This is a genomic window from Variovorax sp. 350MFTsu5.1, from assembly GCF_048302515.1.
GTDB lineage: Bacteria > Pseudomonadota > Gammaproteobacteria > Burkholderiales > Burkholderiaceae_C > Variovorax > Variovorax guangxiensis.
In genome coordinates this window covers 3,268,624-3,288,836 of sequence record NZ_CP157620.1, presented here as the reverse complement: position 1 = coordinate 3,288,836, position 20,213 = coordinate 3,268,624, and the positions used below count along the sequence as shown (strand labels likewise).

At 67.0% G+C, this 20,213-nt stretch carries 17 protein-coding genes; 5 read left to right on the top strand and 12 right to left on the bottom strand.

Annotation, left to right across the window (positions count from 1 at the left end; genetic code table 11):
* Nucleotides 1-35 precede the first annotated feature (35 nt).
* The 5 genes from ABL843_RS14910 to ABL843_RS14890 all read left to right on the top strand — a co-directional run bounded on the left by ABL843_RS14910 (nucleotide 36) and on the right by ABL843_RS14890 (nucleotide 3,784).
* Nucleotides 36-404: a hypothetical protein gene (locus tag ABL843_RS14910; RefSeq protein ID WP_184638094.1), complete on the top strand. Its 369-nt coding sequence runs from the start codon at nucleotides 36-38 to the stop codon at nucleotides 402-404.
* 15 nt (nucleotides 405-419) lie between these two features.
* Nucleotides 420-935, top strand: a complete 516-nt coding sequence (locus tag ABL843_RS14905) for an RNA polymerase sigma factor (RefSeq protein ID WP_369658212.1) — start codon at nucleotides 420-422, stop codon at nucleotides 933-935.
* Nucleotides 936-957: 22 nt separating this feature from the next.
* Complete coding sequence (locus ABL843_RS14900) at nucleotides 958-1,770, top strand: anti-sigma factor family protein (RefSeq protein ID WP_418120340.1); 813 nt, start codon at nucleotides 958-960, stop codon at nucleotides 1,768-1,770.
* Nucleotides 1,771-1,864: 94 nt separating this feature from the next.
* Complete coding sequence (locus ABL843_RS14895; RefSeq protein ID WP_418120339.1) at nucleotides 1,865-2,260, top strand: ATP-binding protein; 396 nt, start codon at nucleotides 1,865-1,867, stop codon at nucleotides 2,258-2,260.
* A 99-nt stretch (nucleotides 2,261-2,359) separates the two neighbouring features.
* Nucleotides 2,360-3,784 carry a hypothetical protein gene (locus ABL843_RS14890; RefSeq protein WP_418120338.1) on the top strand — a complete coding sequence of 475 codons (1,425 nt, stop codon included), beginning with the start codon at nucleotides 2,360-2,362 and terminating at the stop codon, nucleotides 3,782-3,784.
* Nucleotides 3,785-3,793: 9 nt separating this feature from the next.
* Here the strand turns inward: ABL843_RS14890 and ABL843_RS14885 are convergent, their stop codons facing one another.
* The 12 genes from ABL843_RS14885 to ABL843_RS14830 form a co-directional block, all read right to left on the bottom strand.
* On the bottom strand, nucleotides 3,794-4,711 hold the full coding sequence (locus ABL843_RS14885; RefSeq protein WP_418120337.1) for a DMT family transporter: 918 nt from the start codon (nucleotides 4,709-4,711) through the stop codon (nucleotides 3,794-3,796).
* A gap of 46 nt (nucleotides 4,712-4,757) precedes the next feature.
* Nucleotides 4,758-6,596 carry a translational GTPase TypA gene (gene typA, locus ABL843_RS14880; protein ID WP_126019534.1) on the bottom strand — a complete coding sequence of 613 codons (1,839 nt, stop codon included), beginning with the start codon at nucleotides 6,594-6,596 and terminating at the stop codon, nucleotides 4,758-4,760.
* Nucleotides 6,593-7,549 carry a tRNA pseudouridine(55) synthase TruB gene (truB, locus tag ABL843_RS14875; RefSeq protein ID WP_418120336.1) on the bottom strand — a complete coding sequence of 319 codons (957 nt, stop codon included), beginning with the start codon at nucleotides 7,547-7,549 and terminating at the stop codon, nucleotides 6,593-6,595. The genes typA and truB overlap by 4 nt, the downstream gene beginning before the upstream one ends.
* Nucleotides 7,550-7,551: 2 nt before the next feature.
* The gene (gene rbfA / locus ABL843_RS14870; protein ID WP_019652808.1) at nucleotides 7,552-7,923 is read right to left on the bottom strand and encodes a 30S ribosome-binding factor RbfA; all 372 of its coding nucleotides are present in this window, start codon (nucleotides 7,921-7,923) and stop codon (nucleotides 7,552-7,554) included.
* Between the two features lie 117 nt (nucleotides 7,924-8,040).
* Nucleotides 8,041-11,004 (bottom strand): translation initiation factor IF-2, encoded by a 2,964-nt coding sequence (infB, locus tag ABL843_RS14865; protein ID WP_184638108.1) that lies wholly within the window; start codon nucleotides 11,002-11,004, stop codon nucleotides 8,041-8,043.
* 24 nt (nucleotides 11,005-11,028) lie between these two features.
* Nucleotides 11,029-12,522 carry a transcription termination factor NusA gene (gene nusA, locus ABL843_RS14860; protein ID WP_184638110.1) on the bottom strand — a complete coding sequence of 498 codons (1,494 nt, stop codon included), beginning with the start codon at nucleotides 12,520-12,522 and terminating at the stop codon, nucleotides 11,029-11,031.
* Nucleotides 12,523-12,538: 16 nt separating this feature from the next.
* On the bottom strand, nucleotides 12,539-13,183 hold the full coding sequence (gene rimP / locus ABL843_RS14855) for a ribosome maturation factor RimP (protein WP_418120472.1): 645 nt from the start codon (nucleotides 13,181-13,183) through the stop codon (nucleotides 12,539-12,541).
* 189 nt (nucleotides 13,184-13,372) lie between these two features.
* Nucleotides 13,373-14,581, bottom strand: coding sequence for a YbfB/YjiJ family MFS transporter (locus ABL843_RS14850; RefSeq protein ID WP_418120335.1), 1,209 nt, complete (start codon nucleotides 14,579-14,581; stop codon nucleotides 13,373-13,375).
* A gap of 19 nt (nucleotides 14,582-14,600) precedes the next feature.
* Nucleotides 14,601-16,262 carry an ABC transporter ATP-binding protein gene (locus ABL843_RS14845; protein ID WP_418120334.1) on the bottom strand — a complete coding sequence of 554 codons (1,662 nt, stop codon included), beginning with the start codon at nucleotides 16,260-16,262 and terminating at the stop codon, nucleotides 14,601-14,603.
* Nucleotides 16,262-17,320 (bottom strand): ABC transporter permease, encoded by a 1,059-nt coding sequence (locus ABL843_RS14840; protein ID WP_418120333.1) that lies wholly within the window; start codon nucleotides 17,318-17,320, stop codon nucleotides 16,262-16,264. The genes ABL843_RS14845 and ABL843_RS14840 overlap by 1 nt, the downstream gene beginning before the upstream one ends.
* On the bottom strand, nucleotides 17,313-18,326 hold the full coding sequence (locus ABL843_RS14835; protein WP_126019520.1) for a microcin C ABC transporter permease YejB: 1,014 nt from the start codon (nucleotides 18,324-18,326) through the stop codon (nucleotides 17,313-17,315). Before ABL843_RS14835 ends, ABL843_RS14840 begins: the two co-directional genes overlap by 8 nt.
* A 57-nt stretch (nucleotides 18,327-18,383) precedes the next feature.
* The gene (locus ABL843_RS14830) at nucleotides 18,384-20,192 is read right to left on the bottom strand and encodes an extracellular solute-binding protein (RefSeq protein WP_260319275.1); all 1,809 of its coding nucleotides are present in this window, start codon (nucleotides 20,190-20,192) and stop codon (nucleotides 18,384-18,386) included.
* Nucleotides 20,193-20,213 lie beyond the last annotated feature (21 nt).

Below are 20,213 nucleotides of genomic sequence, written 5' to 3'. Positions count from 1 at the left end.
CGGAACGCCGGTGTCGCCAACACAAGGAGTTCTCCATGTCGCCTTTCCGTGCATCTTCGGCCGTTCTGCTCAGCGCCGTTCTCGCGGTCCCCGCCTTCGCCCAGCCCAAGCCCGCCGACGGCGCGCTCGTCGGGCCTAACGGCATGACGCTCTACACGTTCGACAAGGACACGGCCGGCAACGGCAAGTCGGTCTGCAACGGCGCCTGCGCCACCAACTGGCCGCCCTTCATGGCCGCCGATGGCGACAAGCCCGGCGGCGACTTCACCATCGTCACGCGCGACGATGGCAAGAAGCAATGGGCCGCCAAGGGCTGGCCCCTGTACTACTGGGCCAAGGACACGAAGCCTGGCGACAAGACCGGTGACGGCGTCAACGGCACCTGGAAGACCGCCAGGCCCTGACCAGCCAGCCACCCCATGGACGCCCGCCTGCTCGTAGAGCACATCCCGAGCCTGCGCCGCTACGCGCGAGCGCTCACGGGCAATGCCTGGGCGGCCGACGACCTGGTGCAGGACACGCTGGAGCGCGCCTGCGGCAAGTGGCGACTGTGGGTGGTGGGCAGCGACCTGCGCGCCTGGCTCTTCACCGTCATGCACAACATCTTCGCGAGCCAGGTGCGGCGCACGCCGCCGCCCCACGCTGTGGTGCCGCTCGACGACGTGGCGCACGAGGTGCAGGGCCTCGCCGATCCCGGCCGCGACCAGGGCACGGGCCTGGACCTGCAGCGCTGCCTGATGCAACTGCCCGAGGAGCAGCGTGCCGTGCTGTTGCTGGTGACACTCGAAGACCTGTCGTACGCCGAGGTCGCCAAGGTGCTCGGCGTTCCCGTCGGCACGGTGATGTCGCGCCTCTCGCGCGCCCGCGTCCGGCTGCAGGAACTGATGGATGGCGCATCGGCCCCGGCACGCCCGGGCCTGCGCCGTCTCAAGTGAACGAACCCACCGCAGCAAGACCATGAACCGCCCCGCCCCGCCCCCTACCGAAGACGAACTGCATGCCTGGGTCGACGGCCAGTTGGCCCCCGATCGCCGCGAGGCGGTCGAGGCTGCGATGGTGCGAGATCCCGCCGTGTCCGCCAAGGTCGCCGCGTGGCATTCGCAGCGCGATGCCCTGCGCCGGCTGCACGGCGAGTTGCTCGATACGCCCATTCCCACGCCGCTGATGGGCGCGCTCGATCGCAACCCAGGCGGCTCCTGGATGCGCTGGGGTGGCCTGGCTGCCGGCCTGCTGGTGGCCTTCGCCGCCGGCTGGATCGGGAATGCGCAATGGGCCCGGTGGTCCGCGCCGCACGCAGGCGCGCAGCTGGCCCGAGCGCCGGCCCTGCGCGAATTCGTGCACGACGCCTCGGTGGCCCATGCCGTCTATGCGCCCGAAAAACGGCACCCCGTCGAAGTGGCCGCGTCCGAGCAGCAGCACCTGGTCCAGTGGCTCTCCAGGCGCCTCGACCGGCCGCTGAAGGTGCCCGATCTCTCCAGCCAGGGCTACACGCTGGTCGGCGGCCGCCTGCTGCCCGGCGAGACCGGCGCGCGCGCGCAGTTCATGTTCGAGGATGCCGCCGGCGAGCGCGTGACGCTCTACGTCGGCACCCTCGACGCACGTGCCGCCGGCGGCCCCGCCGGCAACGAAACCGCCTTCCGCTTTGCCTCCGAGGGCCCCGTGCCGAGCTTCTACTGGGTGGACCAGGGCTTCGGCTACGCCATCGCCGGCAAGCTGCCGCGCGACCTTTTGCTCAAACTTGCGACGCTGGCCTACCGCGATCTGTCTTGATGACCGCATAAACTGCCGGCTCGCGCATCCCCCTCGTCCGGTGCTTCGCCGCCGGCCCTGGTTTTCGCGATTTTTCAACCGAAGGAGAAACTGCATGAAATTGCTCAGCGCCTCGATCCTCGCGGCGGCCCTGCTTGCCGGCTGCGGCAGCATGTCCAACAAGACCGCAAGCGCACCCGACACGCCCACCCGCACCGCCGACGGCGTGCTGGTCGGGCCGACCGGAATGACGCTGTACACCTTCACCAAGGACACCGCCGGTGCCGGTACCTCCGCCTGCAACGGCCAATGCGCCGCCAACTGGCCTCCGCTGGGCGTGGCCGACACCGCAAAGCCCATCGGTGGCTACACCATCATCATTCGCGAAGACGGCAAGCGCCAGTGGGCCTACAAGGGCTGGCCGCTGTACTACTGGGCCAAGGACGCCAAGCCAGGCGACAAGACCGGCGACGGCTTCGCGAACGGGGCCTGGAAGATCGCCCGTCCCTGATCGACATCAGGCTCGACTTGCAAACGCCGGCTCCCGCCGGCGTTTTTCTTGCCGGTTCCCCCGGTACGGGGCCGGCGCCGCACACGGCAGAATCCCCGCATGACTCCCGACGCCAACCTGGACGCGTTCCGCGCCCTGCTGAACCAGGGCCTGATCAGCGATGCGCAGCACGGCGCCGTGCTCGCCCACCCCGAGACCGCCGCACTCCCTCCGCTGCCGAGCCCGGCCCATGCACTGGCATGGATGCGCGTGCGCGGCCTCGTCACCGAGGCAGAACAGAACGCCGCGGTCGACCGTATCGACGAGGACGCCCCGCACTGGGACGACGCCACCGACACAGCCATCGACGCCGACGACCTCTTCGAACTCGCGGAACAGGGAATCACGCACGAAGCCGTCGAATCGCTCTGCAAGGACTCCCTGATCGACGCCGAGACGCGCGACATGGCGCTGATAGAAACGCCCGTCGTGGGCACCGTGCCCGCCTCCCCCATCGCCACGCTGGCCTGGCTGGCCACGGAAGGTCCGCTCGAAAGAGAGCGCTTCGACGCCCTGCGTGCCCAGGTCGCGGCCGAGCCGGCCTTTGCCACGGCCGTCGAGCGCGTGCGCATCGTGGCCGGCGCGCAGGCACTCATCGAGGCGGACGAGCAGGCCGTGAAGGCATGGCAGGCGCGCCAGAAACGCACCAGCCGCATAGGCGCGCTGAAGTTCGCCGTGGCGGTGGCGGTGATCGGCGGCGGGATCGGCTGGTATGCCTTCGCTCCGGCCAGCGTGCCCGCCTGCGATGCCGCGTCCACCCGAAAGACGCTCGACAGCCTCATGCGCCGCGTGAGCATGGACGTGCGCATGCGCCGCCTCGATCCCGACGCGGGAGCCGTGATCGAAACGCCCACCGTCGGCGGCATGCGCGAGGTCGGCTACCGCAAGCCGGAGCGCATCCGCGGCTGCACCGCGGTCATGACCCAGGGCGACAGCAGGGAGCCGATGGCCTACACCATCGGCCCCACCGAACCGAAGGGCGACGACATGGTGGTGCGAGGCGCGGATGTGGCCATCGTCGAGGCCCGCTTCGGGAATCTCGACGCCGACGGCCGGCCGCTCTACAACGCCGAGCCCATCGGCCGCGAGGCGATGGAGAAGGCTTTCCGCGAAGGCGCGGCGCCGCTCGGCTCCGCGCGGACGGCCTCGGCCGCGCGCATGCGCCCGCGCACCGACTCCGGCCTCGTGCGCAAGGACCCCAACCGTTCGCGGGCAATTGCCGAGATCGAGCCCACCGGCCCCTGCCGAAAGCTGGAGGACGGCACGGGCCATGCCTGCCCGCTGGTCGTCGAATACAACGACAGCCTGATGAGCGCTCTTTCCGGCAGCGACAGCTCGCTGCCGGTCAAGGGTGAATTCACCTTCGTGGAAGACGACAACGGCGGCTGGCGCGTGGGCGACGATTTCGCCCAGACCTTCATGCGCAAGGTGCTCGAGGCGCGCATGGGCAGCATCGGCGTGCCGAATCCAAGCCTGCGGCAGTAGCGAAAAAAGTCAGTGCGCGCCCGGCACCGCGGCGTCGGCAACGGCGGTGCGCCGTCCGCGCAGCGCCAGGAGCTCGTTGAACACAAGGGCGCCGATCACCAGCGCGCCCCCGGCCAGCACGCTTGGCGCGGGTTGTTCGCCTGCACCGATCCAGGCCAGCGCGATGCCGAAAATCACTTCCAGCAAGGCCAGCAGCGCGACCTCGGGCGCCTTCAGCACCTGGGCGCACAGCACCGAGAGCACGCACGGAATGGCGAGCTGGAACACGCCCAGGAAAGCCAGCAGCCCGAGATCATGCGCGCCGGCCCGGAACGGCCACGCCAACGGGAGCGTGAAGAGCGCCGTGATCACCGCGCCGATGAGCACCGCCGGCACCAGGTCAATCTTGTGCCCCTTGGCCTGAGCGTGCTGAACCACGGTCCAGTTCGCCGCGCCCGCCAGCGGTACGCACAGCGCAAGCAGCGTGCCGGCCAGCGACCCGCCACCGCCTGCCATCAGCTGCGTGCCATACATCCAGCCGATGCCCGCCCCCGCGACCACGATGGCCAGCCAGGTGCGCGCCGGCAGCCGGTGCCCGATGAAGAATCGCGCCGCCAGCGCCGTGAACAGCGGCCCGAGCGACATGGTGACCAGCACGCTGGCCGTCGAAGCCAGCGTGAGCGCGACCATGAAGGCCGTGAACATCACGGCCCAGCACACGCCGGAGATCCAGATCTCGCGCCCGCCGCGGCGCAATTGGGAGAACACGGCGCGTCCGCGCCAAAGCGGCAGGATCACCAGCAGCGCCAGCGTCGTGAAGAGGCTGCGCCAGAAGGTGATCTCGAAGCTGTGCGCCTGCGTCAGATGCCGCGTGACGACGCCCGCCGTGCCCCACATCAGGGTCACGACGACCATCAGCCAGACGGCGCCGCCGTGCGTCAGGCGCATGGAGAGAGAAGAAAAAGAACGGTGCCTTGCGAGCGGCCGTTCGATCTCAGCCCTGCATCAGGTCGCGGCTGGCGCGCTTGCGCTCGTGCTCCTTCAGGAAGCGCTTGCGCAGGCGCACGCTCTTGGGCGTGATCTCGACCAGCTCGTCGTCCTCGATGAATTCCACGCCGTATTCGAGCGTGAGTTCGATCGGGGGCGTGATCTTGACCGCGTCTTCCTTGCCAGAGACGCGGAAGTTCGTCAGCTGCTTGGTGCGCGTGGCGTTCACCACCAGGTCGTTGTCGCGGCTGTGGATGCCGACGATCATGCCTTCATACACCGGGTCGTTCGCCTTCACGAACATGCGGCCGCGGTCGTCCAGCTTTCCCAGCGCGTAGGTGAAGATTTCACCGTCGTCCATCGAGATCAGCACGCCGTTCTTGCGGCCGCCGATGTCCCCCTTGTGCGGCTCGTAGCTGTCGAAGATGTTGCTGATGAGGCCCGAGCCGCGCGTGAGGTTCAGGAATTCGTTCGTGAAGCCGATCAGGCCGCGCGCCGGAATGCGGTATTCGAGGCGCACGCGGCCGCGGCCGTCCGGTTCCATGTTGACCAGTTCGCCCTTGCGCTCGCCCAGTGCCTGCATCACGCCGCCCTGGTGGCCTTCCTCGATGTCGGCCGTCACCAGCTCGATCGGCTCATGGCGCTCGCCGTCGATTTCGCGGAACACCACGCGCGGCTTGGACACGGCCATTTCGTAGCCTTCGCGGCGCATGTTCTCCAGCAGGATGGTCAGGTGCAGTTCGCCGCGGCCCATCACTTCGAACACGCCCTCTTCGCTGGTCTCGTTCACGCGCAGAGCGACGTTGTGCTGCAGTTCCTTCTGCAGGCGGTCCCAGATCTGGCGACTGGTGACGTACTTGCCTTCGCGGCCGGCCAGCGGGCTGGTGTTGACGCAGAAGTTCATCGTCAGCGTCGGCTCGTCGACCTTCAGCATCGGCAGAGGAGCCGGGTTGGCCGGGTCGGTGACGGTCACGCCGATGCCGATGTCGGCAATGCCGTTGATCAGCACGATCTCGCCCGGGCCGGCTTCGGTGGCCTGCACGCGGTCCAGGCCCTGGAAGGTCAGCACCTGGTTCACGCGGCCCTTGATGGTCTTGCCATCGGGGCCTTCCATGACCAGCACGTCCATCATGGGCTTGAGCGTGCCCTGGCTGATGCGGCCCACGCCGATGCGGCCGACGAAGGTCGAGAAGTCGAGCGCGGAAATCTGCAGCTGCAGCGGCGCGGCCGGGTCGCCCTTCTGCGAGGGCACGTGCTTCAGGATGGTGTCGAACAGGGCCGACATGTCGGGGCCCCACTGCTCGCCCTGCGCGCCTTCTTCCAGCGACGACCAGCCGTTGATGCCCGAGGCGTACACCACCGGGAAGTCGAGCTGCTCGTCGGTCGCGCCGAGCTTGTCGAACAGATCGAAGGCGGCGTTGACCACCTTGTCGGGGTTGGCGCCCGGCTTGTCGACCTTGTTCACCACCACGATGGGCTTCAGGCCCAGCGCCAGCGCCTTCTTGGTCACGAAGCGGGTCTGCGGCATCGGGCCTTCCTGGGCGTCGATGAGCAGCAGCACGCCGTCGACCATCGAGAGAGCGCGCTCCACCTCGCCGCCGAAGTCCGCGTGGCCGGGGGTGTCGACGATGTTGATGTGGGTGCCCTTCCAGCTCACGGCGCAGTTCTTGGCCAGGATGGTGATGCCGCGTTCCTTTTCGATCGCGTTGTTGTCCATCACGGTGTCGACCACTTTTTCGTGCTCGGCGAAGGTGCCCGACTGGCGCAGCAACTGGTCGACCATCGTGGTCTTGCCATGGTCAACGTGGGCAATGATGGCGATATTGCGGATTTGCTTGGTACTCATGGTGTCGCTTCGGTCTGTTGTGCGTTCAAAAGAATTTGCTGGATTTCGATGGGGTTCAGCAAGCGCCCCGGAATCAGTTCGCCGGCCTTGACGTGGGCCGTGCCGAGAAAAGCCGGCGGCTGGGCGCCGAAGACGGCCACCTCGTCCGCATCGGCCCAGGCCCCGCGGCGGCGCAGGCCCGAAAGAAAGCGTGCCGCATCTTCCGTGCCCAGCGTGACGCGGCTGTGGCCGCCCACGAGCGATTCGGCCGGCAGGAGCTGCGCGAGGCGCTCCTCCTCGTCCATGGCCTCCAGCACCTCGATGGTGACGCACTGGGCCTCGGCGAAGCCGCCGGTCGCGACGCGCCGCAGCGAGCTCAGGTGCGCGCCGCAGCCGAGCGCCTCGCCGATGTCTTCGCCGAGCGTGCGGATGTAGGTGCCCTTGCTGACGGACGCGAGGATGCGGATGGTGTCGGCGTCGATCGCCCCGATCTCGAGCTTGTGGATGACCACGTCGCGCGGCGCCCGCTCGACCTCCACGCCTTCGCGGGCGTACTCGTACAACGCCTTGCCGTCTTTCTTGAGCGCGCTGTGCATCGGCGGCACCTGGCGGATCGGACCGGTGAACTGCGCCTCGACGCGTGCCAGGTCCTCAGGGGTGACATGGACCGGGCGCCGGGAAACAACCTCGCCCTCGGCATCGCCGGTGGAGGTCTTCACGCCAAGGCGTGCCGTGGCCACGTAGGTCTTGTCGGCGTCCAGGTGCAGCTGGCTGAACTTGGTGGCGGCGCCGAAGCACAGCGGCAGTACGCCGGTGGCCAGCGGGTCGAGCGTGCCGGTATGGCCCGCCTTCTCGGCGCGCAGCAGCCACTTGGCTTTCTGCAAGGCCTGGTTGCTGGAGAAACCCAGCGGCTTGTCGAGCAGCAACACCCCATGCACAGGGCGCCGCTGCACCCTTGTGCGTGGCGCGTTCATGGCTAGTCGTCTTTCGAGCGCGAAGCGACGGCTTGTGCGATGAGCGCGTTCATGTCGGCCGCACGCTCGGTGGTGCGGTCGAACACGAAGTGCAGCGTCGGCACGGTGTGGATATGCAGGCGCTTGAACAAGCCGTTGCGCAGGAAGCCCGCGGCCTGGTTCAGTGCTTCGGTCGTCTCGGCCACGTCGCCCGTGAGCAGGCTGAAGAAGACCTTCGCGTGCGCATAGTCGGGCGTGACCTCGACGGCCTGGAGCGTGACCATGCCCACGCGCGGGTCCTTCAACTCGCGCGCGATCAGCTCCGTCAGATCACGCTGGATCTGATCGGCGACCTTGAAGGCGCGGTTGGGAGCGGCTGCTTTTTTCTTAGGCATTCGATAAATCACTAGCGTCGCGAGATCGGGCTCAGTGCAAGGCGCGCCGTCGCAGACAGTACTTCAGTACGGCAAGACGGCTGCAACGCGGCAATGAGCCCGATATCGCGGCGCGCTTTACAGCGTGCGAGCGATCTCCTTGATCTCGAAGAATTCGAGCTGATCGCCCTCTTTGATGTCGTTGAAGTTCTTGAGCTTGATACCGCACTCGAAGCCTTCGCGGACTTCGCGCACGTCGTCCTTCATGCGCTTGAGCGAGTCGATCTCGCCGGTGTAGATCACCACGTTGTCGCGCAGCAGGCGGAAATGCGCACTGCGGTTGACAGAACCCGAGGTGATGTACGAACCCGCGACCGTACCGATCTTCGAGGCAACGAACACCGTGCGGATTTCGGCCGAGCCGATGATTTCCTCGCGGCGCTCCGGCGCCAGCATGCCCGACATCGCGACCTTGATCTCGTCCACGGCGTCGTAAATGATGCTGTAGTAGTTCAGCTGCACGCCGTTGCTCTCGGCCAGCTTGCGCGCACCGGCGTCGGCGCGCACGTTGAAGCCGATCACGACCGCCTTCGAGGCGATGGCGAGGTTGATGTCGCTTTCGCTGATGCCGCCAACGCCGGCGTAGACCACCTGCACCTTGACCTCGTCCGTCGCCAGCTTGAGCAGCGACTGCGACAGCGCTTCCTGCGAGCCCTGCACGTCGGCCTTGATGATGATGCGCAGCGTCTGCACTTCGCCCGCCGACAGGTCGGTGAACATGTTCTGCAGGTTCGCGGCCTGGGCCTTCGCCAGCTTGGTGTTGCGGAACTTGCCGGCACGGTAGGTGGCGATTTCCCGCGCACGGCGCTCGTCGCCCATCACCATGAACTCGTCGCCGGCCTGCGGCACTTCGGTCAGGCCCTGGATCTCGACCGGGATCGACGGACCCGCGGACTTGGTCGGCTTGCCGTCTTCGTCCAGCATGGCGCGCACGCGGCCGTAGGTCGAGCCGGCCAGCACCACGTCGCCGGTCTTCAGCGTGCCGGACTGCACCAGTACGGTGGCGACCGGGCCGCGGCCCTTGTCGAGTTGGGCTTCGATGACCAGGCCCTTGGCGGCGGCATCCACCGGCGCCTTGAGTTCCAGCACTTCGGCCTGCAGCAGCACCTGCTCGAGCAGGTCGTCGATGCCCTGGCCGGTCTTGGCCGACACGCCGACGAACGGAACGTCGCCGCCGTACTCTTCGGGCACGACTTCCTCGGCCACCAGTTCCTGCTTCACGCGGTCCAGGTTGGCATCGGGCTTGTCGATCTTGTTGATCGCGACCACGATCGGCACACCAGCAGCCTTCGCGTGCTTGATGGCTTCCTTGGTCTGGGGCATGACGCCGTCGTCGGCCGCCACCACCAGGATCACGATGTCGGTTGCCTGCGCGCCGCGGGCACGCATGGCCGTGAAGGCCTCGTGACCCGGGGTGTCCAGGAACGACACCATGCCACGCTCGGTTTCCACGTGGTAGGCGCCGATGTGCTGCGTGATGCCGCCGGCTTCGCCCGCGGCGACCTTGGCGCGGCGGATGTAGTCCAGCAGCGAGGTCTTGCCGTGGTCGACGTGACCCATGACGGTCACGACCGGAGCGCGCGGCAGCGGCTCGGCGATCTGCGCCGACACGTCCTCGTCGGTGAAGGCTTCGGGGTCGTCCAGCGCGGCGACCACCGCGTTGTGGCCCATTTCCTCCACCAGGATCATGGCGGTGTCCTGGTCGAGCGACTGGTTGATGGTCGCCATCTGGCCCAGCTTCATCAGCTGCTTGATGACTTCCTGCGCCTTGACGGCCATCTTGTGCGCCAGTTCGGCCACGGTGATGGTTTCGGGCACGTGCACTTCGAGCACGCGTGCCTCGACCGGTGCGGCCGGCACATGCTGCTCTTCATGGCCTCCGCGGTCGTTGCCACGGCGGCCGCGCGGGCCACCGCGCCAGTTGCTGCGGCCCACGCCGCCGCTGGCGTCGCCGCGGGTCTTGATTTCCTTCTTCTTGGCCGGATCGCCAGCCCAGCTCGACGAGAGCTTCGCGGACTTGACTTCCTTGCCGCTGCCGGGCGCGGCGGGAGCCGCTGCAGCGCCAGGAGCCGCGGGCGCACCCGCGCGCGCTGCCGGAGCGGTCGGCTTGTGCAGCGTGCCCTTGACGCCACCGGCCTTCTCGGCCTGCGGCTTCTCGGGCGCCTTGTGCGGCACCAGCACGCGGGCCGGCGCGTTCATCATGGCGCGGATGGCCTCGGCCTCGGCCAGGGCCTTGCGGCGGCGCTCGTCCAGATCGCGGGCGCGCGCAGCTTCTTCCTCGGCGCGGGCCTTGGATTCGGCGGCGGCCTTGGCCTTCGCGTCTTCCTTGGCCTGGGCGGCCTTCTGCTCGGCTGCTGCCTTTTCGGCAGCAGCAGCATCGGCGGCAGCATTGACCGCGGCAGCCGCAGGCGCAGGGGCAGCGACCGGCTTGGCGGCGGCAGCAGCAGCCGCGGCCGCAGCGGCAGCCTTCTTCTCGGCTGCTTCGGCGGCGGCGCGCGCAGCTTCCTGCTCGGCTTTTTCAGCCTTCTCGGCCTGCTCGCGTTCGCGTGCCTCGGCCTCCTCGCGCTGGCGGCGCTTCTCGGCCAGCTCTTCTTCCTGGCGGCGGATCAGTTCGGCCTGGCGGCGTGCCTCTTCCTCGCGGCGGGCCAGTTCGGCCTCGTCGATGCGAGGGGCCGCGGGAGCCGCAGCGGGCGCCTCGACGGCGGCAGGCGTCGTCTCGGAGGCGGCGGCCAGGTGGCCGTCGTCGCGCTGGATGAAGGTGCGCTTCTTGCGCACCTCGACCTGGATGGTGCGGGCGCGGCCGGTGGAGTCGGCCTGCTTGATCTCGCTGGTCGACTTCTTGGTCAGCGTGATCTTCTTGCGCTCGGGCTCGACAGTGCCGTGGCTGGCCTTCAGGTGGCCGAGCAGGCGCTGCTTGTCGGCCTCGGTGAGGGCGTCGGCGGCGGAAGCCTTGGGCACGCCTGCGCTCTTGAGCTGGTCAAGCAAGGTTTCGGGAGTCTTCTTGAGCTCGTTCGCGAACTCGGCGACAGTGGTACTGGACATATTGGTTTCGTGCCTCCATGACCGTCACTCTTGGCCGGCGAACCAGTGTTCGCGGGCCTTCAAGATGAGGGCTTTGGCGTCATCGGCGCTCTGGCCGGTGATCTCGGTGAGTTCATCGACCGCGAGGTCGGCAAGGTCGTCACGGGTGTTCACGCCCGCTTCGTGCAGCTTGGGAATCAGCTCGGGGTTCAGGCCTTCGAGGTCGCGCAGGTCCTGCGACACCGCGGACTGCGACTCGACGCCCTCTTCCTTGGCGATCTCCATGGTCAGCAGCGCATCCTTGGCACGCGCGCGCAGCTCGTTGATGGTGTCTTCGTCGAAGGCCTCGATCTCCAGCATCTCGGAGATCGGCACATAGGCCACTTCCTCGAGGCTGTTGAAGCCTTCCGAGATGAGGATGTCGGCGATCTCCTCGTCGACGTCGAGCTTCTCCATGAAGAGCTTGCGGCTGGCGTCGGTTTCGCTCGCCTGCTTCTGGGCCGACTCGTTGGCGTCCATGATGTTGATCTTCCAGCCGGTGAGGTCGGAAGCCAGGCGCACGTTCTGGCCGCCGCGGCCGATGGCGATGGCGAGGTTCTCCTCGTCGACCACCACGTCCATGGCGTGCTTCTCTTCGTCGACCACGATCGACGACACGTTGGCCGGAGCCAGCGCACCGATCACGAACTGGGCCGGGTCTTCGCTCCACAGGACGATGTCCACGCGCTCGCCGGCCAGTTCGTTGGTCACGGCGTTGACGCGGGTGCCGCGCACGCCGACGCAGGTGCCGATCGGGTCGACGCGCTTGTCGTGCGAGAGCACGGCGATCTTGGCGCGCGAGCCCGGGTCGCGGGCGCAGCTCTTGATTTCGAGCAGGCCCTGCTCAATCTCGGGCACTTCCTGGCGGAACAGCTCGATCATGAACTCGGGCGCCGAGCGCGACAGGATGATCGGCGCGCCGCGCAGCGTCAGATCGACTTCCATGATCATGGCGCGCACGCGGTCGCCGTTGCGCAGGTTCTCCTTGGCAATCATTTCGCTGCGGCGCAGACGGCCTTCGACGCGGCCGGCCTCGACGATGATGTCGCCCTTGTCCAGGCGCTTGACGGTGCCGACGAAGATCTTGTCGCCGCGCGACATGAAGTCGTTGAGCAGCATCTCGCGCTCGGCGTCGCGGATCTTCTGCAGGATGACCTGCTTGGCGGCCATGGCGCCGATGCGGCCGATCGGCACCGAGTCGACGGCCTCCTCGATGTACTCGCCGACCTCGATGTCGGGCATTTCTTCCTTGGCTTCGAACAGCAGGATTTCCTGGTCGGGCAGCTGCAGGCCGGCCTCGTCGGGCACGACGTGCCAGCGGCGGAAGGTTTCGTAGTCGCCGCTGTCGCGATCGACCGAGACGCGGATGTCCACATCGCCCTGATGGAGCTTCTTGGTGGCCTGCGCCAGCGCGGACTCGACCGCGCCGAAGACCACGTCACGCTCGACGTTCTTCTCGCGCGAGATCGCATCCACCAACATCAACATTTCGCGATTCATGCCACCACTCCTCTGGTCAGTCCGGAACCTGCGTTCCGTCGTCAATATCCGAAAAACCCGGCTGGGTTCTGGCCTTGCGGCCCTTGAAATCCACAATTGGCGCGAGCCGCGCCTCGCGCAGTTCGTCCAGCGCGAAGCCGAGCGCCTGCAGCGTTGCGGGCGCGCGTTTCTTGCTCACTTTTTGACCCGGCTTGGGCTCGGGCGCATCGCTCCAGACGATCTGCCAGCCCGGGGCGCCGGCGCCCTCTACCTGTGCGGCCCGCTCCAGCGTGCCGCGAAACTTCTTGCGGTTGGCCGCCACCTGGCCGGCCGCGGCGGCGCCCATCGGCGCCTTGAGTGTGATGTCGATCACCTCGCCCACGAATCGCTCGAAATCCTGCTCATTGCGCAGCGGCCGGTCAATACCCGGCGAGGACACCTCGAGCCGCTTGTAATCGACGCCGTCGACCTCGAGCGCGAATTGCAGCTGGCGGGTGACCTTCTCGCAGTCCTCGACGGTGACGAAAGGTTCCGGCAGGCCAGCGGCCGCAGCTTCGGAGTTGGGGCCTTTCCAGGGCAAATCAATCGTCACGCGCAGCAATCCCCCGGCCGAACGCTCGATCTCGACCAGGTCGTAGCCGAGACCGGCCACGGTTTGTTCCACTATTTGCTGCAATGCCACGTGTTCGAAAGCGCCTTTAAATGCCCGGCCCTGCCATCCGCCCGCCACGGATGCCAGATAGCCATGAATGAAAGCCTGGAATGGATGGACCAAAAAAAACGGGCGGTTGGTACCCGCCCGTTTGGTCGTGAGCCTCGAATTATATGCTATTTGCGCAATTAATGAAGGGCTTCCAAGCGCCCTGACCCGCTATTGCGGGGTCCCCACGGCCGCGCGGCGCGATTTGAACCAGACGAAGGCGAACAGCACCGCCCCGAGCGCCAACGCAGCCGCCGCAACCAGCAAGGGCAATTGGAACGACCCGGTCCGCTGCGCCAGCGGCGCGGCGAACAGCGGCCCGATGATCTGCCCCACCCCGTACGAGGCAGTCGCATAGCCGATCAGCCCCGCCGCCGCATTGCCGCGCAGCCGGCGCGCATCCCGCATCGCAAAAAGAGTGATGGCGGTGAACGGCATGCCCAACAGCAGGCTGCCCAGCGCGAACCCGGGAATGCTGGGCCACGCCACCGAAAGCACCACGCCCAGCGCCTGCAGCGCATAGGCCACGGCCAGCAGCAGCCGGTTATCCCAGTGCGTCGGCGCACGGGCACCGATCAGCGCCCCCGGAATGATGGCCGCCCCGAACAGCGGCCAGAAGAAATCCGGCCAGGACGACCCCGGCAGCGCTTGCCGGGCGATCACCGGCAGGAAAGTGGCCGTGATGATGTAGCCGAAGCCCGCCAGTCCGTAGAGCACGACCAGCCAGATCGCGTCGCTGCGGTCGTCAGGCCCGGCAATGCGGGCCGCCGCAGCCGGCGCCGGAGCCGCCGCACCGCCGGCCGGCGCAATTTCGCCGTCGTCGAACACCCGCCAGATCAGGGCGATCAGCACCACCGCGAGGATGCCCAGCCCGATCCAGCCCGCGTCTGAGCCCCACCGCCCCAGCGCACCGCCCAGCAGCCCGGTCATGGCGATGCCTATCCCCGGCCCCGTATAGATCACTCCGGCCAGCGTCGGCGCATTCGTCTCCGCCAGCCGGCGCAGCCCCCAGCCCGAGGCGAAGACGAAGACCCAGGCGCTCATCACGCCCGCCGCCGTGCGCAGCACGCCCCAGCTCGCGAAGCTGTGCAGCAGCCCCATGCCCACCAGCAGCGCGGCCGTGGCCAGCAGGCCGCCGCGCACCATGCTCGATGCCTTGATGCCGATAGCCGCGCAGCTCACGGCGCCGAGGAAGTAGCCCAGGTAGTTGAGCGACGCCAGCACCCCGCCGGCAGCCAGTTCGAGCTTTCCTTCGTGCAGCATGATGGGCAGCATGGGGGTGAAGGCGAAGCGCCCCAGGCCCATCGCCACCGCGAGGGTGACCATGCAGGCAAGCGCCGCGCGCCATGCACCGCGCCGGTCGCGTCCGATTTCCGACATTCTTCTTGCAGTCTCCGTCTTATTCCAGCAGCGCGGCGGCCACCAGCTTCTTCGTATAGGGGTGCTCGGGCGCGTCCAGCACCTGTTCGACCCGCCCGGTTTCGAGGATGGCGCCGTCCTTCATCACGATGACGTTGTGCGCCATCGCACGGATCACCTCCACGTCGTGCGTGATCAGCAGGTAGCTCAACCCCCGCTCACGCTGCAGCCGCTGCAGCAGGCCCAGCACCTGCTTCTGGATCGTGACGTCGAGCGCGCTCGTGGGCTCGTCGAGCACCAGCAGTTGCGGATCGACGATCAGCGCCCGGGCGATCGCCAGCCGCTGCCGCTGCCCGCCCGAGAACTCGTGCGGATAGCGATCAAGCAGCGCCGGAAACTGCGCCTCCGTCAGGCCGACGTCGGCCAGCGCGGCCAGCGCACGCGCGCGGCGCGCCTCGACACCCAGCTCCGGCGCATGCACCCGCAGCCCTTCGCCCACGATCTGCTCCACCGTCATGCGCGGAGAAAGCGAGGAGAACGGATCCTGGAACACCACCTGCATCACCCGCCGCAACGCCAGGTCGGAGGCCCGGTCCACCGCCCAGCCCTTGCCGGCGACCGTGAGCGCGCCCTTGTGCTTCAGCAATCCCAGCGCTGCCAGCGCCAGTGTCGATTTGCCCGAGCCCGACTCGCCGACCACGCCCAGCGTCTCGCCGGGCGCGATGCGGAAATCGGCGCCCTGCACCGCCACGAATTCGCCCTTGCCGAACCAGCCGGCAAAACCCGGTTTCGGCACCGGATAGCTCACGCGCAGCGCCTTCGCCTCGATCAGCGGCGACGTGCCGGCGTTCACGGCCACGGCTGCCACGTCACGCTCGGGATGGCTGTCGATCAGCTTGCGCGTGTAGGGATGCTGCGGCGCCTCGAACACCGAGGCCACCCGGCCATGCTCGACGATCCGACCGCCTTCCATGACCACCACGCGATCGGCGAAGCGGCGCACCAGGTTCAGGTCGTGCGTGATGAGCAGCACCGCCATGCCGTGCTTGCGCTGGAGGTCGGCGAGCAGGTCGAGGATCTGCGCGCGCACGGTCACGTCGAGTGCGGTGGTCGGCTCGTCGGCCAGCAGCAGGCGCGGCTTGCAGGCGAGCGCCATGGCGATCATCGCGCGCTGGCGCTGGCCTCCCGAGAGCTGGTGCGGAAACGCCCTGGCCCGCCGCGCCGGCTCGGGAATGCCCGTATCGGCCAGCAGCTGGACCGCCGCCGCCTGCGCCTCCCGTTTCGAGAGGCCCTCGTGCAGCTCGAGCACCTCGGCGATCTGGTCGCCCACGGTGTAGAGCGCGTTCAGCGCGGTCATCGGCTCCTGGAAGATCATGGCGATCTCCTTGCCGCGGATGCCGCGCAGTTGACGCTCAGGGATCGACAACAGGTCGCGCGGCACCTGCTGTTTCTGCTCCTTCTGCCCGTTGCCGAAGAGCCGGGCGCTGCCCGAAAGCTCGGCGTTCTGCACCAGCCGCAGCAGCGACAGTGCGGTGACGGTCTTGCCCGAGCCCGATTCGCCGACGAGCGCAAGCTTCTCGCCCGCGGCCATCCGGAAGTCGATGCCGTGCACCACCTCCTTGCCGCCGAAGGCGATGCGAAGGCCATCCACTTCGAGAAGAGGCTGCCGATTGCCGGCGGTTTGTTGTACGTCGCTGCTCATCACTTGTCGGCCTTCCGGGGATCGAGAGCGTCGCGCAGGGCGTCGCCCATGAAGGTCAGCAGCAACAGCGTCAGGACCAGCACGCCGAAGGTGGAGATCGATATCCACCAGGCATCGATGTTGGACTTGCCCTGGCTCAGCAGTTCGCCCAGCGATGGCGTACCCGGCGGCACGCCCAACCCGAGGAAATCGAGCGAAGTGAGCGCCAGGATGGCCGCGCTCATCCGGAACGGCAGGAAAGTGACGACGGGCACCATGCTGTTGGGCAGGATGTGGCGCCACATGATCTGCAGGTTGCCTACGCCCAGGGCGCGAGCTGCGCGCACGTAGTCCATCTGGCGGTTGCGCAGGAACTCGGCGCGCACGTAGTCGGACAGCCCCATCCAGCCGAACAGGCTCAGCAAAATCAGCAGCAGCGCCACGCTGGGCGTGAAGATGGCGCTGAAAATGATCAGCAGGTACAGCTCCGGCATCGCGCTCCATATCTCGATCAGTCGCTGGAAGGTCAAATCGGTCTTGCCACCGAAGAAGCCCTGTACCGCGCCGGTCGCAACGCCCAGCACCACGCCGATCACCGTGAGCGCCAGCGCGAACAGCACGCTCACGCGGAAACCGTAGATCAGCTGCGCCAGCAGGTCACGCCCCCGCTCGTCCGTGCCGAGCAGGTTTTCGCCCGAGGGCGCCGCGGGGTTCGGCGGCTTCGAGAAGTAGTTGAGCGTGCTGGGACCGTAGCGGTTGGGCGCGTAGATCGCCCAGTTGCCGCCCTGCGTGATGCGCTGCTCGATGAATGGATCGAGGTAGTCGGTCGGCGTCTCGAAATCGCCGCCGAAGGTTTTCTCGGAATAGTCGCGCAGTACAGGGAAATAGGTCTGACCCTCGTAGCGCACGATGAGCGGCTTGTCGGTGGACAGCACGTCGGCGAAAAGGCTCAGCACCACAAGCGCCGAGAAAATCACCAGGCTCCAGAACCCGAGCGGATTGCGGCGAAAGCGGCGCCAGGCGCGGCGCCCCGGGCTCACCGACACCACGGCGGGTGCTTCGTTCTTCTTGTCAGTCAAACTTCACCCTCGGATCGACCCAGACGTAGCAGAGATCGGAGATGAGCTTGGTCACCAGTCCGATCAGCGTGAACAGATAGAGCGTGCCCAGGAACACCGGGTAGTCGCGCCGCAGAACGCTCTCGTAGCTCAGAAGGCCCATGCCGTCGAGCGAGAACAGCGTCTCGATCAGGAGCGCACCCGCAAAGAAGGCGCCGATGAACGCCGCCGGGAAGCCAGTGATGATCGGAATCAGCGCATTGCGCAACACGTGCTTCCACAGGACCTGGCGCTCGGCCAGCCCCTTTGCGCGCGCCGTCAGCACGTACTGCTTGCGGATTTCCTCCAGGAAGGAATTCTTGGTGAGCATCGCGGTGATCGCGAAGCTGCCGAGCACCATCGCCGTGACCGGCAGGGTGATATGCCACAGGTAATCGACGATTCGCGCGCCCCAGCTCAGCGACTCCCAGTTCGGCGAGGTCAGCCCGCGCAACGGGAACCACTGGAGCTGGCCGCCGAAGATCACCAGCAGCGCCACGCCCAGCACGAAGCCCGGAATGGCATAGCCGACCAGCACCAGAAGCGTGGTCAGGAAGTCGAAGCGCGAACCGGCGCGCACCGCCTTTGCCACGCCGAGCGGCACCGCTATAAGGTAGCTGATGAAGAAGGTCCAGAGCCCGAGGCTGATGGAGACTGGCAGCTTCTCCTTGATGAGCTGCCATACGTCCTTGCTCTGGAAGAAGCTCTTGCCCAGGTCGAAGCTGGCGAACTGCTTGAGCATCTGCCAGAAACGCTCCGGCGCTGGTTTGTCGAAGCCATAGAGCGCCTTGATTTCCGCCACCTGCCTGGCATCGAGGGCGCGCCCGGCGGGACCGCCGGAGATGCGGTTCTCCTTGTTCGTCAGCTGCGACAGAAGTTGCTCGGCGGGACCGCCCGGAACGAATTGGACAATGATGAAATTGATCAGCAGCACCCCGAACAGCGTGGGAATGATCAGCAGAAGGCGTCTGAGGAGGTAGGCGGCCATGCGGTCTGGTCTGCTCGTGTCTCGGTTTGCTTATGGGTTGCTGGTCCGTCCGCCCGGCTACTTCGCGGCGGGGTCGATCCACCACATCGTCAGCATCGCCGAGCCGGCGAGCAGGCGCTGCGGCAGCGGGGCCTCCGGCCGGCGCAGCTTGCGCTTGTGGGCAATGAAATACTGCTTGCCGTAGTACATCGGGATCACGTAGTTCTGGTGGAGCAAGTAACGGTCCAGCAAGCGCGCGCCAGCGGCAAGCGACTTGCGGTCGGGGGAGTTGACGATCACCTCCAGGATCTCATCGATCACCGGATCGCTGATGCCGCCAAGGTTTTGGCTGCCCTTCTCGTTGGCCGACTTGGAGCCGAAGTCGTCGAAAAGCTCGTTGCCCGGGCTCGACGAGCCACCGGCGATGTTGATGGCCATGTCGAACTCGAGGTCGTCCTGCTTCTTCTTCAGCAGGCTCGGATCGCGAAGGCGGTAGTCGAGCGTGATCCCGAGCTTGGCGAGGTTGCGCGCGTAAGGCGCGAGCACCACGCCCGAGCTTCGATCCGCGATGTCGAAGTTGATGACGAAGGGCGTGCCGTCCTTGTCGCGCAGGGCGCCGTTCCTGTAGGTCCAGCCCGCCTCCCGCAGCAGTTCCTGCGCGCGCACGAGGTTGCGGCGCAGGCCCTCGGCCGTGTCTCCGCTTGCGGCCGGGCGCGGCAGCTCGCCCCTGGTGTTGTCGATGTAGCGCTGCCTGTTTTTCAGGTGATCCATGAGCGCCTGCTCTTCCGGAGTGACATCGGGCTGCGCCATCAGGTCGTCGCTGTTCTGGAAGTAGCTCGTGGTGCGCGCCCGGCGCCCATAGAACAGATGCTGGTTGAGCCAGTCGAAGTCGAAGGCCAGCGCGAGTGCCTGACGCACGCGCATGTCCTGGAAGCGGGGCTGCCGCAGGTTGGGCACCAGGCCCTGCATGCCGGTGAAGCGGCGGTGCGAGATCTCTTCCTTGATCAGCTCGCCGGAGTCGAAGCGGCGGCCCTTGTAGCGACGCACCCAGGCGATGATCGAGCCCTCTTCCATCGCGTCCAGCGAGCCGGCCTTGAGCGACTCTTCCTCGCCGAGCTTGTCCTTGAAGTACTGGTAGGACACCGAGCCGAAATTGAACATGCCCTTGCGTACCGGCAGATCGGCGGCCCAGTAGTCCGTCCGCCGGCGGTACGAGATGTACTTGCCGAAATCGACCTTGTCCACCACGTAGGGCCCGCTGGCGATCGGCGGCTCGCTCACGATCTGGTCGAAGGGCTTGCCCTTGCCCCAGGCGCTAGAGAACACCGGCAACTGGCCGATGATCATGTGCAACTCGGAGTTCTGGCGCTTGAAATCGAAGCGGATCGTGCGCTCCCCGACCACCACGGCGTCCTTGATGTCCACCCAGTAGGAGCGGAAGGTCGGGCCGGCCTGCTTGCTCATCAGGGTGTCGAAGGAGTACTTCACGTCCTTCGCGAGCACAGGGGAACCGTCGGAGAACTTCGCTTTCGGGTTCAGGCGGAAGGTGACGCTCAGGCGGTCCGGCGCCAGCTGAACGTCCTCGGCGAGCAGGCCGTAGTTGGAGAAGGGTTCATCCTCGCTGGGCGTCATCAGCGAGTCGAAGACCAGGCCGTACTCGGAAAACACGAAACCGTTGGAGCTGTAGCCCATGCCCACCGGCGGCACACCCCTGAGCGTGAACGGATTGAGCTTGTCGAAGCTCCCGCTGGACGACAGGACCAGGTCGCCGCCCTTGGGGGCGTCGGGGTTCACGTAGTCGAAATTCTTGAAGGACGCCGGGTACTTGGGCTCGTAGCCCATGCCCAGACCGTGTGCCGCCCACGAGGTGGGCGCCAAGAGAGCCATCGTCAGAAGCAGCCAACCTCG

Coding starts and splice junctions, on each gene's coding strand:
- ABL843_RS14910 (WP_184638094.1), top strand. CDS start 36: ATGTCGCCTTTCCGTGCATCTTCGGCCGTTCTGCTCAGCGCCGTTCTC.
- ABL843_RS14905 (WP_369658212.1), top strand. CDS start 420: ATGGACGCCCGCCTGCTCGTAGAGCACATCCCGAGCCTGCGCCGCTAC.
- ABL843_RS14900 (WP_418120340.1), top strand. CDS start 958: ATGAACCGCCCCGCCCCGCCCCCTACCGAAGACGAACTGCATGCCTGG.
- ABL843_RS14895 (WP_418120339.1), top strand. CDS start 1,865: ATGAAATTGCTCAGCGCCTCGATCCTCGCGGCGGCCCTGCTTGCCGGC.
- ABL843_RS14890 (WP_418120338.1), top strand. CDS start 2,360: ATGACTCCCGACGCCAACCTGGACGCGTTCCGCGCCCTGCTGAACCAG.
- ABL843_RS14885 (WP_418120337.1), bottom strand. CDS start 4,711: ATGCGCCTGACGCACGGCGGCGCCGTCTGGCTGATGGTCGTCGTGACC.
- typA (WP_126019534.1), bottom strand. CDS start 6,596: ATGAGTACCAAGCAAATCCGCAATATCGCCATCATTGCCCACGTTGAC.
- truB (WP_418120336.1), bottom strand. CDS start 7,549: ATGAACGCGCCACGCACAAGGGTGCAGCGGCGCCCTGTGCATGGGGTG.
- rbfA (WP_019652808.1), bottom strand. CDS start 7,923: ATGCCTAAGAAAAAAGCAGCCGCTCCCAACCGCGCCTTCAAGGTCGCC.
- infB (WP_184638108.1), bottom strand. CDS start 11,004: ATGTCCAGTACCACTGTCGCCGAGTTCGCGAACGAGCTCAAGAAGACT.
- nusA (WP_184638110.1), bottom strand. CDS start 12,522: ATGAATCGCGAAATGTTGATGTTGGTGGATGCGATCTCGCGCGAGAAG.
- ABL843_RS14850 (WP_418120335.1), bottom strand. CDS start 14,581: ATGTCGGAAATCGGACGCGACCGGCGCGGTGCATGGCGCGCGGCGCTT.
- ABL843_RS14845 (WP_418120334.1), bottom strand. CDS start 16,262: ATGAGCAGCGACGTACAACAAACCGCCGGCAATCGGCAGCCTCTTCTC.
- ABL843_RS14835 (WP_126019520.1), bottom strand. CDS start 18,326: ATGGCCGCCTACCTCCTCAGACGCCTTCTGCTGATCATTCCCACGCTG.
- ABL843_RS14830 (WP_260319275.1), bottom strand. CDS start 20,192: ATGGCTCTCTTGGCGCCCACCTCGTGGGCGGCACACGGTCTGGGCATG.